Raw genomic sequence first — 16,574 nt, forward strand, 5'->3', positions numbered from 1 at the left:
ATTTCGCTCCCATTCATAATCTATTTCATTTATCAATAAATATATACCTTATATTTTTGATTCAATTTTTATTTATACCTTTTAAAACCATTCTTGCAAATTTTGTTTTAATAAAAGCACATAATGTAAACAATTTTCCCTTAAAACTGACATTATGTGCTTTTAAATAGTACTTAGAATATTGCCTATATGTTTTTTGAATCATTTTTTCTATATTTTCATCATAAAAATCGCCTAATTCCATTTCTTTTAAACAAAAATTACAAGCATAAATCAAATCAGTACATCCATATTTATATAACTTAGGATATTTATTTTTTATAAATTTTAGTTGTTTGTTCTTCGCTTCAATTATGTCTAATCGCTTTAATGAAAACCCTCGATTCATAATACTTAATGGATTTCTTCTGTAAACATAACCAATCTCATTTGTAACCCCTATTCTCTTAGCCTTATCCACTAATAAATATGTTGTAAACGCATCCTCATGGATTTTTCCTTTGGGAAATCTTAAATCATCAAAAAGGTTTTTCCTATATAATTTTTTCCATGCTGTTGTTTCTATTTTATTAGTGACAAGATAAGCTTCCATTTTCTTAATATTCTCAAATATTACTACATTTTTTTTGCTAGGATTTAAGCATAGACATGTTATATCATCCTCATCATTACATTCCATACATTGACACATCGCAAAATCGGTTTGATATGTAATGCATATATCATATAACAGTTCTATCATATTAGGTAAAATAAAATCATCACTATCAACAAAAGTTAGATATTTTCCTTTTGCAATATCAATCCCCGCATTTCTAGCATCCGATAAGCCACCATTTTTTTTGTGAATAACCTGTACTCGATTGTCTAGTATTTTATATCTATCACAAATTTCTGAACTCGAATCAAAAGACCCATCATCACATAATATAATTTCTAAATTCTTATATGTTTGATTAATAATAGACTCTAAGCATTGTACTAAATATTTTTCAACATTAAATACAGGCACAATCACGCTAATTAAATCACCTAATTCATCACTCATAATTACACTTTATCCTCTTTGAATAATAACACATCGCCAATACAAAAATCATTGTATATTCACCTGGTACTTCTGATAACCAATTAATCAAAATAGCGATTATACTTAAAAAAAATATAAAAAATTTTTTATTATAATGCTCTCCTTTTTTCAGATTTAATGCAACCAAATAAATAAGAAAAAATAAAATCACTAAAATTATTCCACCATAATACAATAATTGTAATATTTCATTATGTGCACTCATATTTGCCCACACGTTATTATTACCGCCAGTATAGTCGTGATGCACATGAAATACATCTCCCGAATCTGTAATTCCATATCCAACAAATGGCTTTTTTGAAATTTCTTGCAATGCGGTATCCCAAATAATTGTTCTGTGAGAGAATGTCAAATCCTTATGAAAAACATTATGAACTAATGGCGAAACAAGATATTGCATTCTAAATACAATTAGCATAAACCATACTATAATATATACTATTGTTATAAGCTTTATATTTATAACTAAACCTTTTTTTCTAAACTCACTCGCAAAAAGCATAGTGAAAACTATAAACATTGTTATTATACAAGTACTTGAATTCGAAAAAAGCGTTGAGCAAATAATTATCAACATAAATATATAATCCCTAATCGAAAATTTAATTCGTTTTTCCTCATTTAGTTTATCGGCAAAATAAAAGCAAAGCGATAACGCCAAAAAAATGGCCATTTGATTTTTTCCACCAACCAAAAACGTATCTTGATCCATTCTATAAGCATGTCTTACAAAAACCATATCCACAAAATTTAATACGGTAAAAAATTCAAACATCCAACTAATTCCAACTAATAATTCTTTGAATCTTTTTTCTACATGATTATGTAAAAAACATAATGATCCTATTGTCGGATACGCCATCATTAACATTCTTCTAATATTTCCATCTTCACAAAATGTTATAAACAGCATATATAGATAGTATATTATTACCACTATTATCAAACTAATTTGAGAAGTATAACAATGATCTTTCCGTCCAACTTTGTAACAAAAATTAAATACATTCCATATAGTTAAAATTTCAGATATAGAAACATATAACAAGTTTAATATAGCATTTTCGTTAATGAACTCTGGTGTAAATACTCTCATCAGGAAAAAAAAGGACATCCCATACAAAATTGCCTTTTTCTTATTAACACTTTGTACATAATTTTGCATCTTATCATCTCCTTTTTTATCCTTTTATACATCTACCTATTATCAACTACTTTTTTGAAATAATGCGAAATAAAACTTTTACATATTGTTATCTTATAAAATTATTAAATAATTTCTCCACTTGTAAAAAACAATGATTTACCTCATAGTTATAAAAAACATATTCTCTCCCCGCTTTTCCCATTCTTTTTCTTAAATTCTCATCATCAAACAGGTCAATAATTGCATGTGCTAAGGCATACTCATTACATCTCGGAATCACTTTACTACTTACACAAGGTTTAGTTGCTTCCATAAGTCCAGGAATATCAGAAATAATAACAGCAGTTTCACAAGCCTCAGCTTCAACAGCTGAAACACCAAATGACTCGGAATCTAAAGTCGATGCAATAACCCCTACGTCCATATTAGCCCACTCTTTTGCTGCTTCTTCTTGTGAAATAAATCCAAGCCAAGTTGTCAAATTATCGATTCCAAGCTGTGCTGCCAAATTTTTATACTCTTCTAATTTCTCACCTTTTCCGGCAATACGAAGTTTAATTGGTATATCTGGACGCTCTTTTTTAATCAAAGCAACCGCTTTAAGTAAATAATCAATACCATATTTTGGTGTTATTGCTTTAACTGTACCTACTATAAATTCATTCTCATTTTGTCTATTTCTTTTGTCTGGATTAAATAGATCCATATCCACGCCAAACGGTGTAACTTCGATTTTTTTACTTGTATATTTTGAGGTTTCCTCTGCCATCGCTTTGCTTGTCGAAAATATTCTTTTTGCCCGATACAAGCTAAACTTAAGCATTGTTTTATGTATAAGACTTTTTTGCGGAAAATCGTATACGTCCATTCCCCACACAGATAACACATAATTTTTTATCCCAGAAAGAGCAGCAACTGTACCATAACTTGTAGCATAATGAACATTTACAATATCTGGATTTATTTCATCTACAACTTTCTTTACTGTTCTTGCCTTTAATAAATATTTTAATTTTTGTGAATCACTAGAATCAGCAGATGCTCCAGTATCGATAAAATGCACATCTACATTATTAATTTCATCATTTATAAATGAGACAACATGAACCTCATGACCATGCTCAGTAAACCACTTACACCACTTCTTTGTATGATAATTACTCGCAGGAGCTAAAAAACATATTCTCATAAATTATTCCTCAAATGATTTTTCATAATTTTTCTTTTTTAATACACCATAAAACATATTCCAGCACGCATACCAAAAAGCAATTGGTGCTGCCTTTTCATCACAATAATGGAACAAATCATAATGACTCTTTAATTTCTTACTCAACTTATCATGTGAAATTGATTTTTTACGAATTCTATATTCTGCCAAATTTTCCCGTAACAAATAACAATCTGCCTTTTTGCAAAGCTGTAATAAGATAGCATAGTCATTATTCTTCTTAATATCCTTTATCTGGATCAGTCCCATGGCTTTTGCACTATACATAAATGTCAGACATCCTGGATATCCATAGTTATACATTTTTCTTTTTGTAACCACCCGCGGACCAGATACATAAATATGTAATGGTTTGGACTTCTCATCAATTTTTTCATATTCATGATATGAAAACACCAGATTATGTTTTTTCATAAATTTAATTTGATGATCCAATTTCTTCGGTGCCCACAAATCATCAGAATCAAGAAACGCAATCCACTCACCCTTTGCCTCACGCATAGCTCTATTTCTTGTCAATGCAGCACCACTGTTTTTTTCATTTTTAAAGTATTTGATTCTCTCGTCATGAAAGGAAGCCACTACCTCATCAGTGTTATCAGTGGAACAATCATCTACGATTAAAAGCTCCCAATTTTTATAGGTCTGATCAAGTACTGATTGTATTGACTCAGCAATAAATTTTCCTGTATTCCATGACGGCATAATAATAGAAACTAATCCATCTACAATATTTTTTTTACTCATAATCTTTCCCTAAAACTGCTAACACAGTTCTCACCATTGTTGCTAATTCACCTATGAAACTAAACTTCCGAATACTTTCCAGATTGTATTTCATCTTTCCAGGCAATACCTTTTTCACATACACCTGATCCACATCCTCGGCCGCATCCAGCAATTCAGCCTCATCTTTATATCGGATGCTTGCCTCACTTGTAATTCCTGCTGGAAGCAACAGTGTTGCACGCATCTCTTTCGTATATTTTTTGACATACTTCGGTACTTCCGGTCTGGTTCCCACAAAACTCATGTCACCATTCAGCACGTCGAACACCTGCGGTAGTTCATCCAGACGATATTTCCGAAGGAATGCTCCGGTTGGTGTGACGCGGCTGTCACCGGATACGGTAACTGCAGAACCAATCTGATCCGCATTTGCCACCATTGTCCGAAACTTATGGATACGGAATTTCTTTCCATACGCCGTCACACGCTCCTGACGATAGAACACGCCGCCTTTGGATTCCGTTGCGATCTTAATGCTAATGATCAGCATTGGAATAGCTGTGATGATCAGGACAATTGTTGCAGCCACCACATCAAAGATCCGTTTCAGGCGCAGGCTGAACTTCTTTTTTGCCAGAATGTCATAATATTCCCGCACTTCCTCGCATTGCATAAACTTCGGAAGGTTTTCCCACTTTCTCATAACTTTCTCTCCGTTTATTTGATATATTCACCGACAATTCTGCAGTAATTCTTAATCACATACTCCACTTCCTCATCTGTCAGTTTTGTATGAAGCGGCAATGTAATCTCATTTACAAATCTCGCATACGCATTCGGATAATCTTTGATATCAAATCCCATCTTTTTGTATCCGGTCATCATCGGAAGTGGTTTGTAATGCACATTTGTCGCAATACCAGCCTCTGCCATTTTTACAATGATTTCCTGACGCTGTTCTGTGCCGATTCCTGGAACTCTTGTAATATAGAGATGTCCGCTGCTCTGCCACTCATCGGTATAATGTGGCAACACTTCAATACCTAACGGTTTAAATGCAGCATCGTAACGACCAATGATCTCTTTTCTTCGTTTCAGAAGTCCCGGATAACGTTTCATCTGTGCCAGACCAATGCCAGCCATGATATCTGTCATATTGCATTTATACCAAGGTCCTTCAATGTCGTATTCCCATGCTCCAAGCTGTGTTTTTGCCAGCGCATCTTTGGACTGACCATGCAAAGAAAAGAGCTGAACCTGATGGTACAGTTTTTCATCATCAATTCCCGGAATGGACTTCCATGTCAATGCACCGCCTTCTGCTGTTGTCAGATTTTTGACAGCATGAAAACTAAAGCTTGTGAAATCTGCAATGGATCCAACTTTCTGACCATGCCAGGTTGCCCCGAATGCATGAGCCGCATCCGCATTGACAGAAATACGTCCCATAGCTTTCTGAATCTCATTTTTCGGTTGGAACAGATGTTTTTTCTTTTCCACAATTTCATAGATTCTGTCATAGTCACATGGCACACCACCCAGATCTACTGGAATGATTACCTTTGTATTCTCATTAATTGCAGTTTCCAGCTGGTCATAATCCATCTGGAGATTATCTTTCTGCACATCCACAAATACCAGTTTTGCTCCCACATGGCATACGACAGATGCAGATGCTGTATAGGTATAAGCCGGAACGATTACTTCATCGCCTTCACCAATTCCTAACAGTCGGAGAGCCATCTCTGCACAGGCTGTCTGGGAATTCAGACATACTGCCCGATTTACTCCACAAAACTCAGCAATCTCTTTTTCAAATTCTTTTGTCTTTGGACCTGTAGTGATCCATCCAGAACGGATTGCCGCAATTACTTCTTCTACTTCTAAATCCGTCATATCTGGTGGTGAAAATGGTATTTTCATAATGATTTATCGCTCCCTTGCTAATTTTTTGTATAAAAATAAGAGCCTTTCGGCTCCCATTCATTCATCTTATTATTTCAACTTCTATATTTATCTTCAGTAATATGTCTTATCTACTTATTTTCAATCTTCTTTATAATTTCCAACCCTACTTCGATCTGCTGCTGTCTGCCGAACATCTCCAGTTCCAGCCAGGCCTTCCGCTTATGGCGGTCGATCTTTCGGATGGCTCCTTCCAGTCCCATCAACGGACCGGACAAAATGTGTACCTGATCATCTTCAATAACACCTTCCGACATTTCCGCGATATCATCCTCACCGCAGAATCGCAGGATAAATTCGATTTCCTGTGGTGTCAGTGCGACGATTTCATCTCCGGTGCCAAGCATCTTTGTCATGGCAGGTACTTTTTTCAACTGCAGAAACAATTCTTCTGCATCATCAGATATGAAGAAGACGTATCCCGGAAATAGTTTCTTCTGCAGGATATGCCATTCGCCGTGGAAACGGCGCTGTTCTTCATACAAAGGAATGACATATTTTTTTACTAACCCATCTGGCAGATAGGTTTCGCATTGTAATTTGATATTTTCTTCCTTACCGGAAGTTGTCTGAATCACGTACCACATATGTCCTCCCTTTATTTTTTCAAAAACATCATTAAGGAGAACATTATGGTTTGTTTATATTATGATTACAGTGTCAAAAGGTCTGAGTCCACCTGTGCTTGCACAAGGGTGGATGAATGACCTTGGGGCACGCCCCGATATGAGCATAAAAGTGGGATTTTTATCCCACGATATGCGAATAGCGGGAAGGATTGTGGGAGTGCAAAGCACGGAACAATCCTTGTAATCAAGATTTGGGTGTTTTGACACCCAAATCACATTATAAGTAACTACCCGGAACGGATTTCCTATATCATAGGGCAATTTGTTCGCATAATTTATTGTTTTTTGTTCCGGATAGTTACCTATATCTATTTTAACGCAAAGAAAGGCATTTACACAATATGCAACTTCATCTTGTTGCCATATCGTATAAATGCCTGTGCTTCGCCACTCTGTCTTCATTCAGGCAGATTGTGTGCGTTCTCCATTATGACATTTACGCCGATAAACGCGACAAAGCGACGATTTACCATTAGTAAAATTTTAATTTTCCTGCTTCAACTGGTAAGTCGGAACGATTTCCTTTACCATGCTGCGGATTGCATCACTGTCCTGATCGGCTGCTTCCCGCAGTTTGATCAGCTGATGCATGAATTTCTCCTCATCCATATCGATCGGTTTACCGATGTGGATCAGTTTGTTTTCGGTATCCTGAAGTCCTTCCTCATCCATCAGAAGTTCTTCGTAAAGTTTCTCACCTGGACGGAGGCCTGTGTATTTGATTTCAATGTCCTCGCCCAGTTTGTAACCGGATAAACGGATCAGGTTTTTCGCCAGATCAGCGATTTTGACAGGCTCACCCATATCCAGGACGAAGATTTCTCCGCCTTTGGCGTAAGCGCCTGCCTGCAGTACCAGGGATACTGCCTCCGGAATCGTCATAAAGTAACGGATGATGTCCGGATGTGTGACCGTAACCGGGCCACCTGCTGCGATCTGTTTTTTGAATAACGGGATAACGCTTCCGTTACTTCCGAGTACGTTACCGAAACGTACTGCTACGAAGTCTGTTGCGTAGAAATGGTTCAGTGTCTGAACGATCATCTCACACATACGTTTGGAAGCTCCCATGATGTTTGTCGGGTTTACTGCTTTGTCCGTAGAGATCAGAACGAATTTCTTTACGTGATAACGTCCTGCTGCGGATGCAGTTTTGTATGTACCGAATACATTATTTTTGATTGCTTCGTTCGGGCTGTCCTCCATCAGCGGTACATGCTTATGTGCTGCTGCGTGGAATACGACATCCGGGCGATACTGTTTCATAACACTGTTGATACGGTGCTGGTTTCGAACGGATCCGATCAGCACGGTAAGTTTCAGTTCCGGATGCTCCCATTTTAATTTCTGCTGGATTTCATATGCGTTGTTCTCATAGATGTCGAAGATGACCAGATGTCCTACCTGGTGTCCGGCCAGCTGATTACAGATCTCACTTCCGATGGAGCCGCCGCCTCCGGTTACCAGTACGGTCTTTCCTTTGACATAGCCAAGGATCTCGTCTAAGTTTACCTTGATCGGGTCACGGCCGAGCAGGTCTTCGATTTCTACGTTTCTCAGCTTGGAGACGTTTACCTCGCCGTTCAGCAGCTGGTATACACCAGGTACTGTCTGGATCTGGCAGTCTGTCTCTTTACAGATTTCCAGAATGTCTTTGATGTCTTTTCGGTCTGCGGATGGCATAGCCAGAACAATTTTGTTGATCTGGTATTTTTCTACGCTCTCCATGATCTTGTCACGGCCGCCTACGATGTGTACGCCATCCAGGTATTTGCCCCATTTGTTTTTGTTGTCATCAATGAGGACACATACTTTATCCGTCAGGTAGTAGCTGCTGCGATACTCACGCAGAAGCACCTGTCCGGATGCGCCTGCGCCGATGATCATGATGTTCTTTGGTGCACCGGCACCTTCCGCCACGTTGTTTCGGATATTCCAGCGGCGAAGCAGCCGATAAGTCATTCGAATGGCTGCAGTAGCACCGAACGTCAGCCCCCATCCTACAAAGTAGAAAGAAAATGGCATCGGAATGATGCTGATGGAAAATACTGCATCAGTAACAACTGCTGCAATCAGGGAAGCAACGCAGGTGCGCAGTACTTCTGAGATTCCGGCATAAGTCCATACGCTGCGGTATAGTTTTGCCACGATATAGGCTGCAACGGTCACGATTGCTGCCAGCACAATATAATATCCATATCCTACCAGATATTGCTCTGGGATTTTGGAATAGCGCATATCAAAACGTAACAGTAAAGACAGTCCATATGCAATTATTACGGAAAGGATATCCGCAATCATTATCATAAGTCTTTTTTTCATACTCAATCTTCTTCTTTCAATTTCTATCTTCTTATTCGCTCTTATCTCTTATGTCTGCTTCCTTTTCTGTCCTGAGCTTTGCTGAACTGCTCCAGTTCTTTATCCAGCGGAATTACTGCAAGTACGCTTGTCTCCAGATATTTCTCAATATCATCCTCATCCTGAATACGGTCGTTGATCAGGAATTTCACGGTATAGATACCACCGACCAGAACCAGTCCCAGTAAGATACCGATGGCAAGATTCTTTGTCATGCCATTGTCTACCGGTTCATCTGCAATCTTCGGCTCTGCGATAACGGTTGCAGGGTTTGTCTGAGTGATCTCTGCCATCTGCTCGGATGTCTTGGTCGTCATGGTCTCTGCGATGGTGTATGCCACGTCAGGATCTGCATTTTCTGCGGAAATCTCAAGGATTCGTGTGTTGTCCTGTACTTTGACCGTTACCATATCTGTGATTTCTGCTGTGGTCAGTGTCAGGTCGTTTTGCTCCTGCACTGCTTTTGCCACTTCTTCCATAACTGCATCACTGGTCGCGATGACACTTAAGTCCTCGATCAGCTGAGTACCGATCTGGAAGTCAGAAGTCGATGCGGTTGCGTTGTTGTTTGCTGTGTCAGATGTTCTTGAAAGTATCAGCAGCATGGATGAAGACTGATACATCGGAGTCTGCAGCATGGTGTAGGCCAGAGCAAGTACTCCGCCAATGACTGCTGCGATCAATAAAGTTTTCCACTTTCCAATCAGATAGGAGAACAGACTCAAGAGGTCGATCTCCATCTCTTTTTCTTCTTTTATATTTGTCTCATTCATTGTCTAAGTTTCCTTTAACTGTGCCTTATTCGTCTGTCTCGTTGGCGTAACCGTAGCCATAGCCGTAGCCATAACCGTAGCCGTATTTTTTCTTCTTGGTATTTGCTTTGTTCAGTACCACGCCCATGAAGTTCGGGTTTGCTGTAATCAGCTGCTCCTTTACGATCTGAGCCGCTTTACGGCTGACAACGTTCGGGGAAATAATCATGGATACTGCGTCTGCACACTGCGCAATAATGGCAGCATCTACAACCATACCAAGTGGTGGCGGATCGATGATGACATAGTCAAAGGTCTGCTTCATACCTTCGATCAGTGTCGCAAATCTCTCTTTGCTCAGCAGTTCTGCCGGATTCTTCGGAAATCTTCCGGTTGGAATCAGATACAGATTTTTAATATTGGTCGAATAAATAATTTCGGAGGCCGAATTTTTGCCCGCGAGATAATGGCTCAGGCCTGTCTGGGAAGTATGGAATCCCATTCTTTTTGCCAGATCAGAGTTTCTCATATCTGCGTCAATATACAGCACACGGCTTCCGTTTTCTGCCATGATTTTGGCAAGATTGTAGGTAACGGTTGATTTTCCATCATTGGAAGAACAGCTCGTAAACATGAGTACCTTGTTCTCTACCCCGGTAAATTCAATGTTGATACGAAGTCTGCGGTATACCTCTTTCATAACAGGAGACAGTGTCGTCTTTTCGTTTAACGTCAGTTCTTGCATCTGTTATGCTCCTTTCCACTTCTTATTTCATAGTATTTATCTTGTGATGTTTGATCTATCTGCTTTCAGGATCCTTAGCGGTGCATCTCATATCCGGCAAATAAGCGTTCCGGATTGATACGGAACAGTTTTTCTGCCGCATCTTCTCCGATTTTGCTGCGGACGGTCTTTATGGCTTCTCCCATATGGACATTCCGCGATCCGGTATTGTGCGCATCGCTGGCCACAAAATCAATCAATCCTGCTTCCAGTGCTTTCATGCAATATCTTTTTGCCTTAAACCCACTTTTTCCTATGATACTGTCACAATTGATCTGCAGTTTTGCTCCCGCTTCTTTTAACTCTGTCAGGAGATCCATGTCTTTCAACAGGCACTGATAACGCTCGATATGCGCCATGATCGGGATGATATCCTCTTTGCGCAGAGCATTGACCACATTCATCAGCGTTCCGAATTTCATCTCATAGCCAAACTCGGTCAGTACTGCGTCTCCGCCCGGCATACGATAACTGTCATCCGGTCCGATCCTCCGCATCATATGCGGATCTGCATAGTACTCACAGCCCAGATAGAAATGCATGTCAGGAAATTCATCCGCAAGTTTGTCATATACGCGTGCAAACACAGCCGCTTTCTCTTCCTGCGATACTTCGAACATGCCACGTCTGAAATGCGGGGTAAATACGATATGCCGTACTCCCTGGTCATGCTCGTTTTGTACTAATTCCAATGTCTCCTGCAGGCTGCCGGATCCATCGTCCACGCCCGGAAGTATGTGATTGTGTATATCCCAGTATCCTGTCATAGATTGTCACTCCTTGTCGAAATAATAATCAAACATATCTATGATATATATTTTTAGTCACATTGTCAATGGACAAACGTGCTAACTTCTCCTGTATCCACCTACTTTTATTTGTGCATTTGGTTTCATTTTACCCCCCCCCCGATGGGTTTTGTCAATCTGTTGAGAACATTTGTCATCCCCGGACATCCGGCGTTTTTCATTAAAAAAGGAATCCCATATTTCAATGAGATTCCTTTGATGTAACGTATATCTGTCGCATTATTGTATTTTTATCAATACATCTTGTTGTTATTTTTTCAGCGGATATTTCTCTGTCAGTGCATCTACGATGGCACGTGCTTTTGCTACACCCTCTTCGCCTTCCTTGATGACGATGGAGATTGCCTCAGCGATCTGGTCCATATCCTCTGTGTTCATGCCTCTGGATGTAACGGACGGTGTTCCGAGACGGATACCACTTGTAACAAACGGGGATTTCGGATCGTTCGGGATCGTGTTCTTGTTTGCTGTGATATGAGCCTCATCCAGAAGTTTCTCGATGGCTTTTCCTGTCAGGTCAAATGGTGTCAGATCAACCAGCATCAGATGATTGTCTGTACCATCGGATACGATCTTGATACCGCGGTTCATCAGGCCTTTGCAAAGTGCCTGTGCGTTATCTACGATTCCCTGCTGATAGGTTTTGAAGCTGTCCTGTAATGCCTCTTTGAAGCAGACAGCTTTGGCTGCGATGACGTGCATCAGCGGGCCACCCTGGATTCCCGGGAATACGGCTTTATTGAAGTTGAAGTTATTTTTCTCCATGGATTCTTTGGAAACAAGGATCATTCCGCCTCTCGGTCCACGCAGTGTCTTATGAGTTGTGGTTGTAACTACGTCTGCGTAGTGGATCGGGCTTGGATGAAGTCCTGCTGCCACCAGACCGGCGATGTGCGCCATATCTACCATAAGATATGCACCGCATTTGTCTGCGATCTCACGGAAACGTGGGAAATCGATGGTTCTTGCGTAAGCGCTTGCGCCTGCGATAATCATCTTCGGTTTGCACTCCATCGCAATTTCTTCTACTTTATCGTAATCGATGAAGCCTTCGTCATTTACTCCGTAAGGTACGATATGGAAGTATGTTCCGGAGAAGTTTACCGGGCTTCCGTGTGTCAGATGTCCGCCGTGATCCAGGTTCATTCCCATTACGGTGTCACCCGGCTGAAGCAATGCGAACTGTACTGCCATGTTTGCCTGTGCACCGGAATGCGGCTGTACGTTTACGTACTCAGCGTCAAATAATTCTTTTGCACGCTCGATGGCAAGGTTTTCTACGATATCCACGCACTGGCATCCGCCATAGTAACGTTTTCCCGGATATCCTTCTGCATATTTATTTGTCATGATGCTTCCCTGGGCTTCCATCACTGCGTCACTGACCCAGTTCTCGGATGCGATCAGCTCGATATGGCTGTTCTGGCGATCCAACTCTGCTTCAATGGCAGCTGCTACGTCTGCATCAACTACTTTTAATTCTTCTAAATTCATCACTTTTTCCTCCTGTTGCATAGGTCAACTCTGTTGTCTGAGGTTTTTCCTTTCTGTCAGACAACTTAATTGTTATCATAGCTTAGATTATAAATAAATGCAAGAGTAAAAAGCAAAAGAAAGTGGGAGTCTTCCCGACTGAGATAAAACCCCACTTACACGGACAGACTACTGCCAATGCAAGTGGGGTTTTCGGGTGGAATGAATTCTAGTTACGTTTGTTTCTATGTTACATTATTTTTTATCTTTTGGTTTTAGTTTATAGGATTCTGTTGTTGTTTTATTATGCGTTTGCTGCAAGTGCTTTTCCTGCTGCTTCGCATGCTGCCTGTGCATCTGCGTCCGGAGCTTCGTTTGCAATGATACCTTCTGCTTCGATCATCTCAGCGCCTGCGCCTGTCATCTGCTCAACCCAGTTGCGCATCCATTCGCCATCGCCCCAGCCGTAAGATCCGAATAACAGGATTTTTTTGCCGGATACGCTGCCAAGAATCTCATCTACGAATGGTTCCATCGTGGACTCTTCTAACTGCTCTGCTCCCATGGACGGGCATCCAAGTGCAAATGCTTTTACGTCTGCGATATCTGCTGCGCTTGCGTTCTCAACCGGGATGATTTTTGCCTCAGCACCTGCTGCTGTTACACCATCTGCAACGCTCTGTGCCATAGATGCTGTATTTCCTGTGCCACTCCAGTAAATGATTTTAACTTCTGCCATTTTCTTTGTCTCCTTGATTTTAACTTTTTATTTTTTTCTGTACACAGTTCAGTACACAGTTTCAAGAATGCCCTCTGCTTTCTGATCTGCTTACAGTTTCTAACATGTTTTAGCAGGCTATCTCCTGCATCTGCTTTCCTGCCATATATTCTACAACGGCGCTTTCTTTTGCGTTGTCGTATGCACGGAAGGTTGCTTTCGCCCTGTCTACATCACCGTATACTTTCCAATATCCGGTGTATCGGCTGTTTTTTCCTTCATGCCGGATAAATCCCCGGACATCCTCCAGCGGATAGCCGAGAAAAATTCCCATTTCATGTGGGTAGTTTTCCATGCCCTGTGTCGACAATGACACTCTTCTGCTCAGGTAATTCAGGCATTTTTCTACCTGCGTGCTGTCATATCCATACTGCATCAAAAATGCAGATACCTGCGGGTCTTCCAGACATTGCTGTACTTCTTCTTCCCGGTAAACATACACCACGGCACGGCCTGCACCCTGACACAGATATTTTACCTGTATGCCGGTTCCCTGAAACAGTGACCGTACAAACCTCATGTATGCCGCCGGAACGGTAAACATGCTCGACATTTTTACTTTTTTTAAAACCGGAGCACAATGCAGGATGATCTGCATCGTAAGGCTTTCTGTTACCTTTCTGCTGGAAAGGCGGTTTAATACGGCTTCTGTTGGCATTTTCGATCCTCCCTGATCTATACTCCCTTAAACGACGACTTCATAACCAAGCATCTTGGTTCTGAAGTTATGCATACTGCTCTAAAATCCCGTTTAATGCGCTTGCGCTGCTACTGTGGGAACGCTCTACGATGATGTTTTTACGCTCCGCTTCTGCTACTGCACAATGCACCATCTTGTGGGACACTGTGGATGTAAAGAGGATTAACAGATCCGGACATCCGATTTTGTTTTTCAGGTCTGTTTTCATTTTGGTAAATACTTTTGCTTTGCATTTGTACTGCTTGCAGATCTGCTTATACTGTGTTTCCATTCTCTCGTGTCCGCCGATAATTACTACGCTCATGTTAGCCTCCTTCATCTTTTATTAGTATTTTCTAACCATTAGTTTTAAAAGAAAGCGGTATGACCCGCCTGAAGTTTCTTTTATTCTCGTTGTTTCCTTATTAAATATTAAATGTTTTTTGATATCCTAGTTGTTTGCTCAGATATCTTTCATATGTGGTTAGTATACTTTAACCCTCTTGTTTCGTCAAGAGGGTTAATGATAATGTTTTTTCAATTTCTCGTAAAGTTTTCAATTCTTTGAAGAAATATGTTACAAACAAATTTTTTATTTATTTTCTGATATAATGACCGGATTTTCCGCCATCTTTTTCTAAAAGTAATATATCTTTGATCACCATACCGCGGTCTACTGCCTTGCACATGTCATAAATTGTCAGTAATGCTGCGGATACTGCATGGAGTGCCTCCATCTCGATTCCGGTTTTTCCTGTGGTGCGCACGGAAGCAATTGCTTCGATTTCTGACACTTCCGGATGAAGTTCAAAGTGGATATCCACACCGGTCAGAAGCAGTGGATGGCACATTGGAATAATCTCCCATGTTTTTTTTGCTGCCATGATACCTGCCACCTGTGCAACAGATAATACATCACCTTTTTTTATTTTTCCGTCTGTGATCAGGGTAAAGGTCTCCGGCTGCATGCAGATACGGCCGGAAGCAACGCCAATGCGCTTTGTATCTGCTTTTTCGGATACATCCACCATTTTGGCCCTGCCCTGCTCATTGATATGTGTTAATTCTGCCATTTCTTTCTCCTTACTTGCCAAAACCGCAGTTCGGGAAAGTACAAACATCACAGTTCAGGCACAGACCGCCCTCACCAAGGTTTGCGATATCCTCTGCTGTAATCTCATCATCTGCCATCACACGCGGCAGCACCAGATCAAAAATGGTGCGTTTTGCATACATGACGCATCCCGGAAGTCCGAGAATCGGGATGATTCTGCCATCTTCCTCGTTTGTATAATAAGAAACAAGCATCATGGCACCTGGAAGGACCGGTGCACCGTAACTTACAATTCTCGCTCCGGTTGCCATAATAGCCCCCGGTGTACAGTCGTCCGGATCCACGCTCATGCCTCCGGTACAAATGATCAGGTCTGCACCTGCCGCAATCTGTTTTTTGATGGCCTCTAAAATATGTTCCTTATCATCGTCCACATAAATCTGCGCAATCTCCTCTGAAGGATACTCTGCCAGTTTTTCGCGGATGACCGGGCTGAACGTATCTTTGATCCGTCCTTTGAATACTTCACTTCCGGTTGTCACGATACCGTATTTTTTCTTCTGATACGGTTTTAATGTAAAAATCGGTTTTGTACCGCCGACTGCTCTGGCACGCTCCATTTTTTCTTTCTCAATGATCAATGGAATAATTCTGGTTCCTGCCAGTTTATCTCCTGCATGTACCGGGAAATCGCCATGTCTGGAGGCGATCATCATCTCGCCGAGACTGTTTACCGCCACCAGGGCCTCACGATTGATTTTCAGCAGTCCGTCAATATCCGCGATCAGCTCGATTTTTCCTTCTTTGATTCCTGACGGATGCATATGCTCTCCGGCACAGATTTCATACAGGATCTGTGCGGCCTCATTCTCATGCCACTTTGTGTCGTCCTTTTCCCAGACATATAAATGCTCTTTTCCAACGGACAACAGCACCGGAATATCCTCTTCCGTTACCACATGTCCTTTACGGAACACCGCATCTTTCGTCACACCTTTGATAATCTGTGTAATGTCGTGGCAGAGCACATGGCCGACTGCCTCTTCCGTTTTAATCAGTTTCATAATATCCTAATATCTCCTAATTTTTT

The 16,574-nt window shown here is 40.8% G+C and carries 17 protein-coding genes; all 17 read right to left on the reverse strand.

All coding sequences use genetic code 11. The features are described from left to right. Nucleotides 1-61 precede the first annotated feature (61 nt). Nucleotides 62-1,048: a glycosyltransferase gene (locus Q0I54_RS05460; protein ID WP_296117110.1), complete on the reverse strand. Its 987-nt coding sequence runs from the start codon at nt 1,046-1,048 to the stop codon at nt 62-64. Beyond that, nucleotides 1,041-2,258, reverse strand: a complete 1,218-nt coding sequence (locus Q0I54_RS05465) for an O-antigen ligase (protein WP_296117111.1) — start codon at nt 2,256-2,258, stop codon at nt 1,041-1,043. Before Q0I54_RS05465 ends, Q0I54_RS05460 begins: the two co-directional genes overlap by 8 nt. An 88-nt stretch (nt 2,259-2,346) precedes the next feature. Then, nucleotides 2,347-3,429, reverse strand: coding sequence for a glycosyltransferase (locus tag Q0I54_RS05470; protein WP_296117112.1), 1,083 nt, complete (start codon nt 3,427-3,429; stop codon nt 2,347-2,349). Between the two features lie 3 nt (nt 3,430-3,432). Beyond that, entirely contained in the window at nt 3,433-4,218 is a 786-nt protein-coding gene (locus tag Q0I54_RS05475) for a glycosyltransferase family 2 protein (RefSeq protein WP_296117113.1), read from the reverse strand. After that, nucleotides 4,211-4,903: a sugar transferase gene (locus Q0I54_RS05480; protein ID WP_296117115.1), complete on the reverse strand. Its 693-nt coding sequence runs from the start codon at nt 4,901-4,903 to the stop codon at nt 4,211-4,213. The genes Q0I54_RS05475 and Q0I54_RS05480 overlap by 8 nt, the downstream gene beginning before the upstream one ends. A gap of 14 nt (nt 4,904-4,917) precedes the next feature. Next, nucleotides 4,918-6,123, reverse strand: a complete 1,206-nt coding sequence (locus Q0I54_RS05485) for a DegT/DnrJ/EryC1/StrS aminotransferase family protein (RefSeq protein WP_296117117.1) — start codon at nt 6,121-6,123, stop codon at nt 4,918-4,920. Nucleotides 6,124-6,236: 113 nt separating this feature from the next. Then, complete coding sequence (gene loaP / locus Q0I54_RS05490) at nt 6,237-6,752, reverse strand: antiterminator LoaP (protein WP_296117118.1); 516 nt, start codon at nt 6,750-6,752, stop codon at nt 6,237-6,239. A 525-nt stretch (nt 6,753-7,277) separates the two neighbouring features. Continuing rightward, nucleotides 7,278-9,116, reverse strand: coding sequence for a nucleoside-diphosphate sugar epimerase/dehydratase (locus tag Q0I54_RS05495; protein ID WP_296117120.1), 1,839 nt, complete (start codon nt 9,114-9,116; stop codon nt 7,278-7,280). Nucleotides 9,117-9,157: 41 nt separating this feature from the next. Beyond that, nucleotides 9,158-9,928 carry a YveK family protein gene (locus Q0I54_RS05500; RefSeq protein WP_296117121.1) on the reverse strand — a complete coding sequence of 257 codons (771 nt, stop codon included), beginning with the start codon at nt 9,926-9,928 and terminating at the stop codon, nt 9,158-9,160. A 25-nt stretch (nt 9,929-9,953) separates the two neighbouring features. Next, the gene (locus tag Q0I54_RS05505) at nt 9,954-10,652 is read right to left on the reverse strand and encodes a CpsD/CapB family tyrosine-protein kinase (protein ID WP_296117123.1); all 699 of its coding nucleotides are present in this window, start codon (nt 10,650-10,652) and stop codon (nt 9,954-9,956) included. Nucleotides 10,653-10,726: 74 nt separating this feature from the next. Further along, entirely contained in the window at nt 10,727-11,458 is a 732-nt protein-coding gene (locus tag Q0I54_RS05510; RefSeq protein ID WP_296117124.1) for a CpsB/CapC family capsule biosynthesis tyrosine phosphatase, read from the reverse strand. Nucleotides 11,459-11,749: 291 nt separating this feature from the next. Next, nucleotides 11,750-12,997 (reverse strand): serine hydroxymethyltransferase, encoded by a 1,248-nt coding sequence (gene glyA / locus Q0I54_RS05515; RefSeq protein WP_296117126.1) that lies wholly within the window; start codon nt 12,995-12,997, stop codon nt 11,750-11,752. A 280-nt stretch (nt 12,998-13,277) separates the two neighbouring features. Continuing rightward, nucleotides 13,278-13,712, reverse strand: coding sequence for a flavodoxin (locus Q0I54_RS05520; protein ID WP_296117127.1), 435 nt, complete (start codon nt 13,710-13,712; stop codon nt 13,278-13,280). Between the two features lie 109 nt (nt 13,713-13,821). Then, the gene (locus Q0I54_RS05525) at nt 13,822-14,409 is read right to left on the reverse strand and encodes a DUF3793 family protein (RefSeq protein WP_296117128.1); all 588 of its coding nucleotides are present in this window, start codon (nt 14,407-14,409) and stop codon (nt 13,822-13,824) included. A gap of 67 nt (nt 14,410-14,476) precedes the next feature. Continuing rightward, on the reverse strand, nt 14,477-14,755 hold the full coding sequence (locus Q0I54_RS05530) for a DUF2325 domain-containing protein (protein WP_294783672.1): 279 nt from the start codon (nt 14,753-14,755) through the stop codon (nt 14,477-14,479). 271 nt (nt 14,756-15,026) lie between these two features. Beyond that, nucleotides 15,027-15,503 carry a cyclic pyranopterin monophosphate synthase MoaC gene (gene moaC / locus Q0I54_RS05535; RefSeq protein WP_296117129.1) on the reverse strand — a complete coding sequence of 159 codons (477 nt, stop codon included), beginning with the start codon at nt 15,501-15,503 and terminating at the stop codon, nt 15,027-15,029. Nucleotides 15,504-15,513: 10 nt separating this feature from the next. Further along, a complete protein-coding gene (locus Q0I54_RS05540) occupies nt 15,514-16,548 on the reverse strand; it encodes a molybdopterin-binding protein (RefSeq protein ID WP_296117131.1) in 1,035 nt (344 codons plus the stop codon). Between the last annotated feature and the right edge of the window lie 26 nt (nt 16,549-16,574).

It is taken from the genome of uncultured Eubacterium sp., from assembly GCF_934295145.1.
GTDB lineage: Bacteria > Bacillota > Clostridia > Lachnospirales > Lachnospiraceae > Eubacterium_I.

Excerpts from the sequence above, each read along its gene's own strand:
- loaP (WP_296117118.1), bottom strand. The coding sequence starts at position 6,752 with ATGTGGTACGTGATTCAGACAACTTCCGGTAAGGAAGAAAATATCAAA.
- Q0I54_RS05540 (WP_296117131.1), bottom strand. The coding sequence starts at position 16,548 with ATGAAACTGATTAAAACGGAAGAGGCAGTCGGCCATGTGCTCTGCCAC.
- Q0I54_RS05475 (WP_296117113.1), bottom strand. The coding sequence starts at position 4,218 with ATGAGTAAAAAAAATATTGTAGATGGATTAGTTTCTATTATTATGCCG.
- Q0I54_RS05480 (WP_296117115.1), bottom strand. The coding sequence starts at position 4,903 with ATGAGAAAGTGGGAAAACCTTCCGAAGTTTATGCAATGCGAGGAAGTG.
- Q0I54_RS05465 (WP_296117111.1), bottom strand. The coding sequence starts at position 2,258 with ATGCAAAATTATGTACAAAGTGTTAATAAGAAAAAGGCAATTTTGTAT.
- Q0I54_RS05525 (WP_296117128.1), bottom strand. The coding sequence starts at position 14,409 with ATGCCAACAGAAGCCGTATTAAACCGCCTTTCCAGCAGAAAGGTAACA.
- Q0I54_RS05505 (WP_296117123.1), bottom strand. The coding sequence starts at position 10,652 with ATGCAAGAACTGACGTTAAACGAAAAGACGACACTGTCTCCTGTTATG.
- Q0I54_RS05460 (WP_296117110.1), bottom strand. The coding sequence starts at position 1,048 with ATGAGTGATGAATTAGGTGATTTAATTAGCGTGATTGTGCCTGTATTT.
- Q0I54_RS05520 (WP_296117127.1), bottom strand. The coding sequence starts at position 13,712 with ATGGCAGAAGTTAAAATCATTTACTGGAGTGGCACAGGAAATACAGCA.
- Q0I54_RS05485 (WP_296117117.1), bottom strand. The coding sequence starts at position 6,123 with ATGAAAATACCATTTTCACCACCAGATATGACGGATTTAGAAGTAGAA.
- Q0I54_RS05510 (WP_296117124.1), bottom strand. The coding sequence starts at position 11,458 with ATGACAGGATACTGGGATATACACAATCACATACTTCCGGGCGTGGAC.
- Q0I54_RS05530 (WP_294783672.1), bottom strand. The coding sequence starts at position 14,755 with ATGAGCGTAGTAATTATCGGCGGACACGAGAGAATGGAAACACAGTAT.
- Q0I54_RS05470 (WP_296117112.1), bottom strand. The coding sequence starts at position 3,429 with ATGAGAATATGTTTTTTAGCTCCTGCGAGTAATTATCATACAAAGAAG.
- moaC (WP_296117129.1), bottom strand. The coding sequence starts at position 15,503 with ATGGCAGAATTAACACATATCAATGAGCAGGGCAGGGCCAAAATGGTG.
- Q0I54_RS05495 (WP_296117120.1), bottom strand. The coding sequence starts at position 9,116 with ATGAAAAAAAGACTTATGATAATGATTGCGGATATCCTTTCCGTAATA.
- Q0I54_RS05500 (WP_296117121.1), bottom strand. The coding sequence starts at position 9,928 with ATGAATGAGACAAATATAAAAGAAGAAAAAGAGATGGAGATCGACCTC.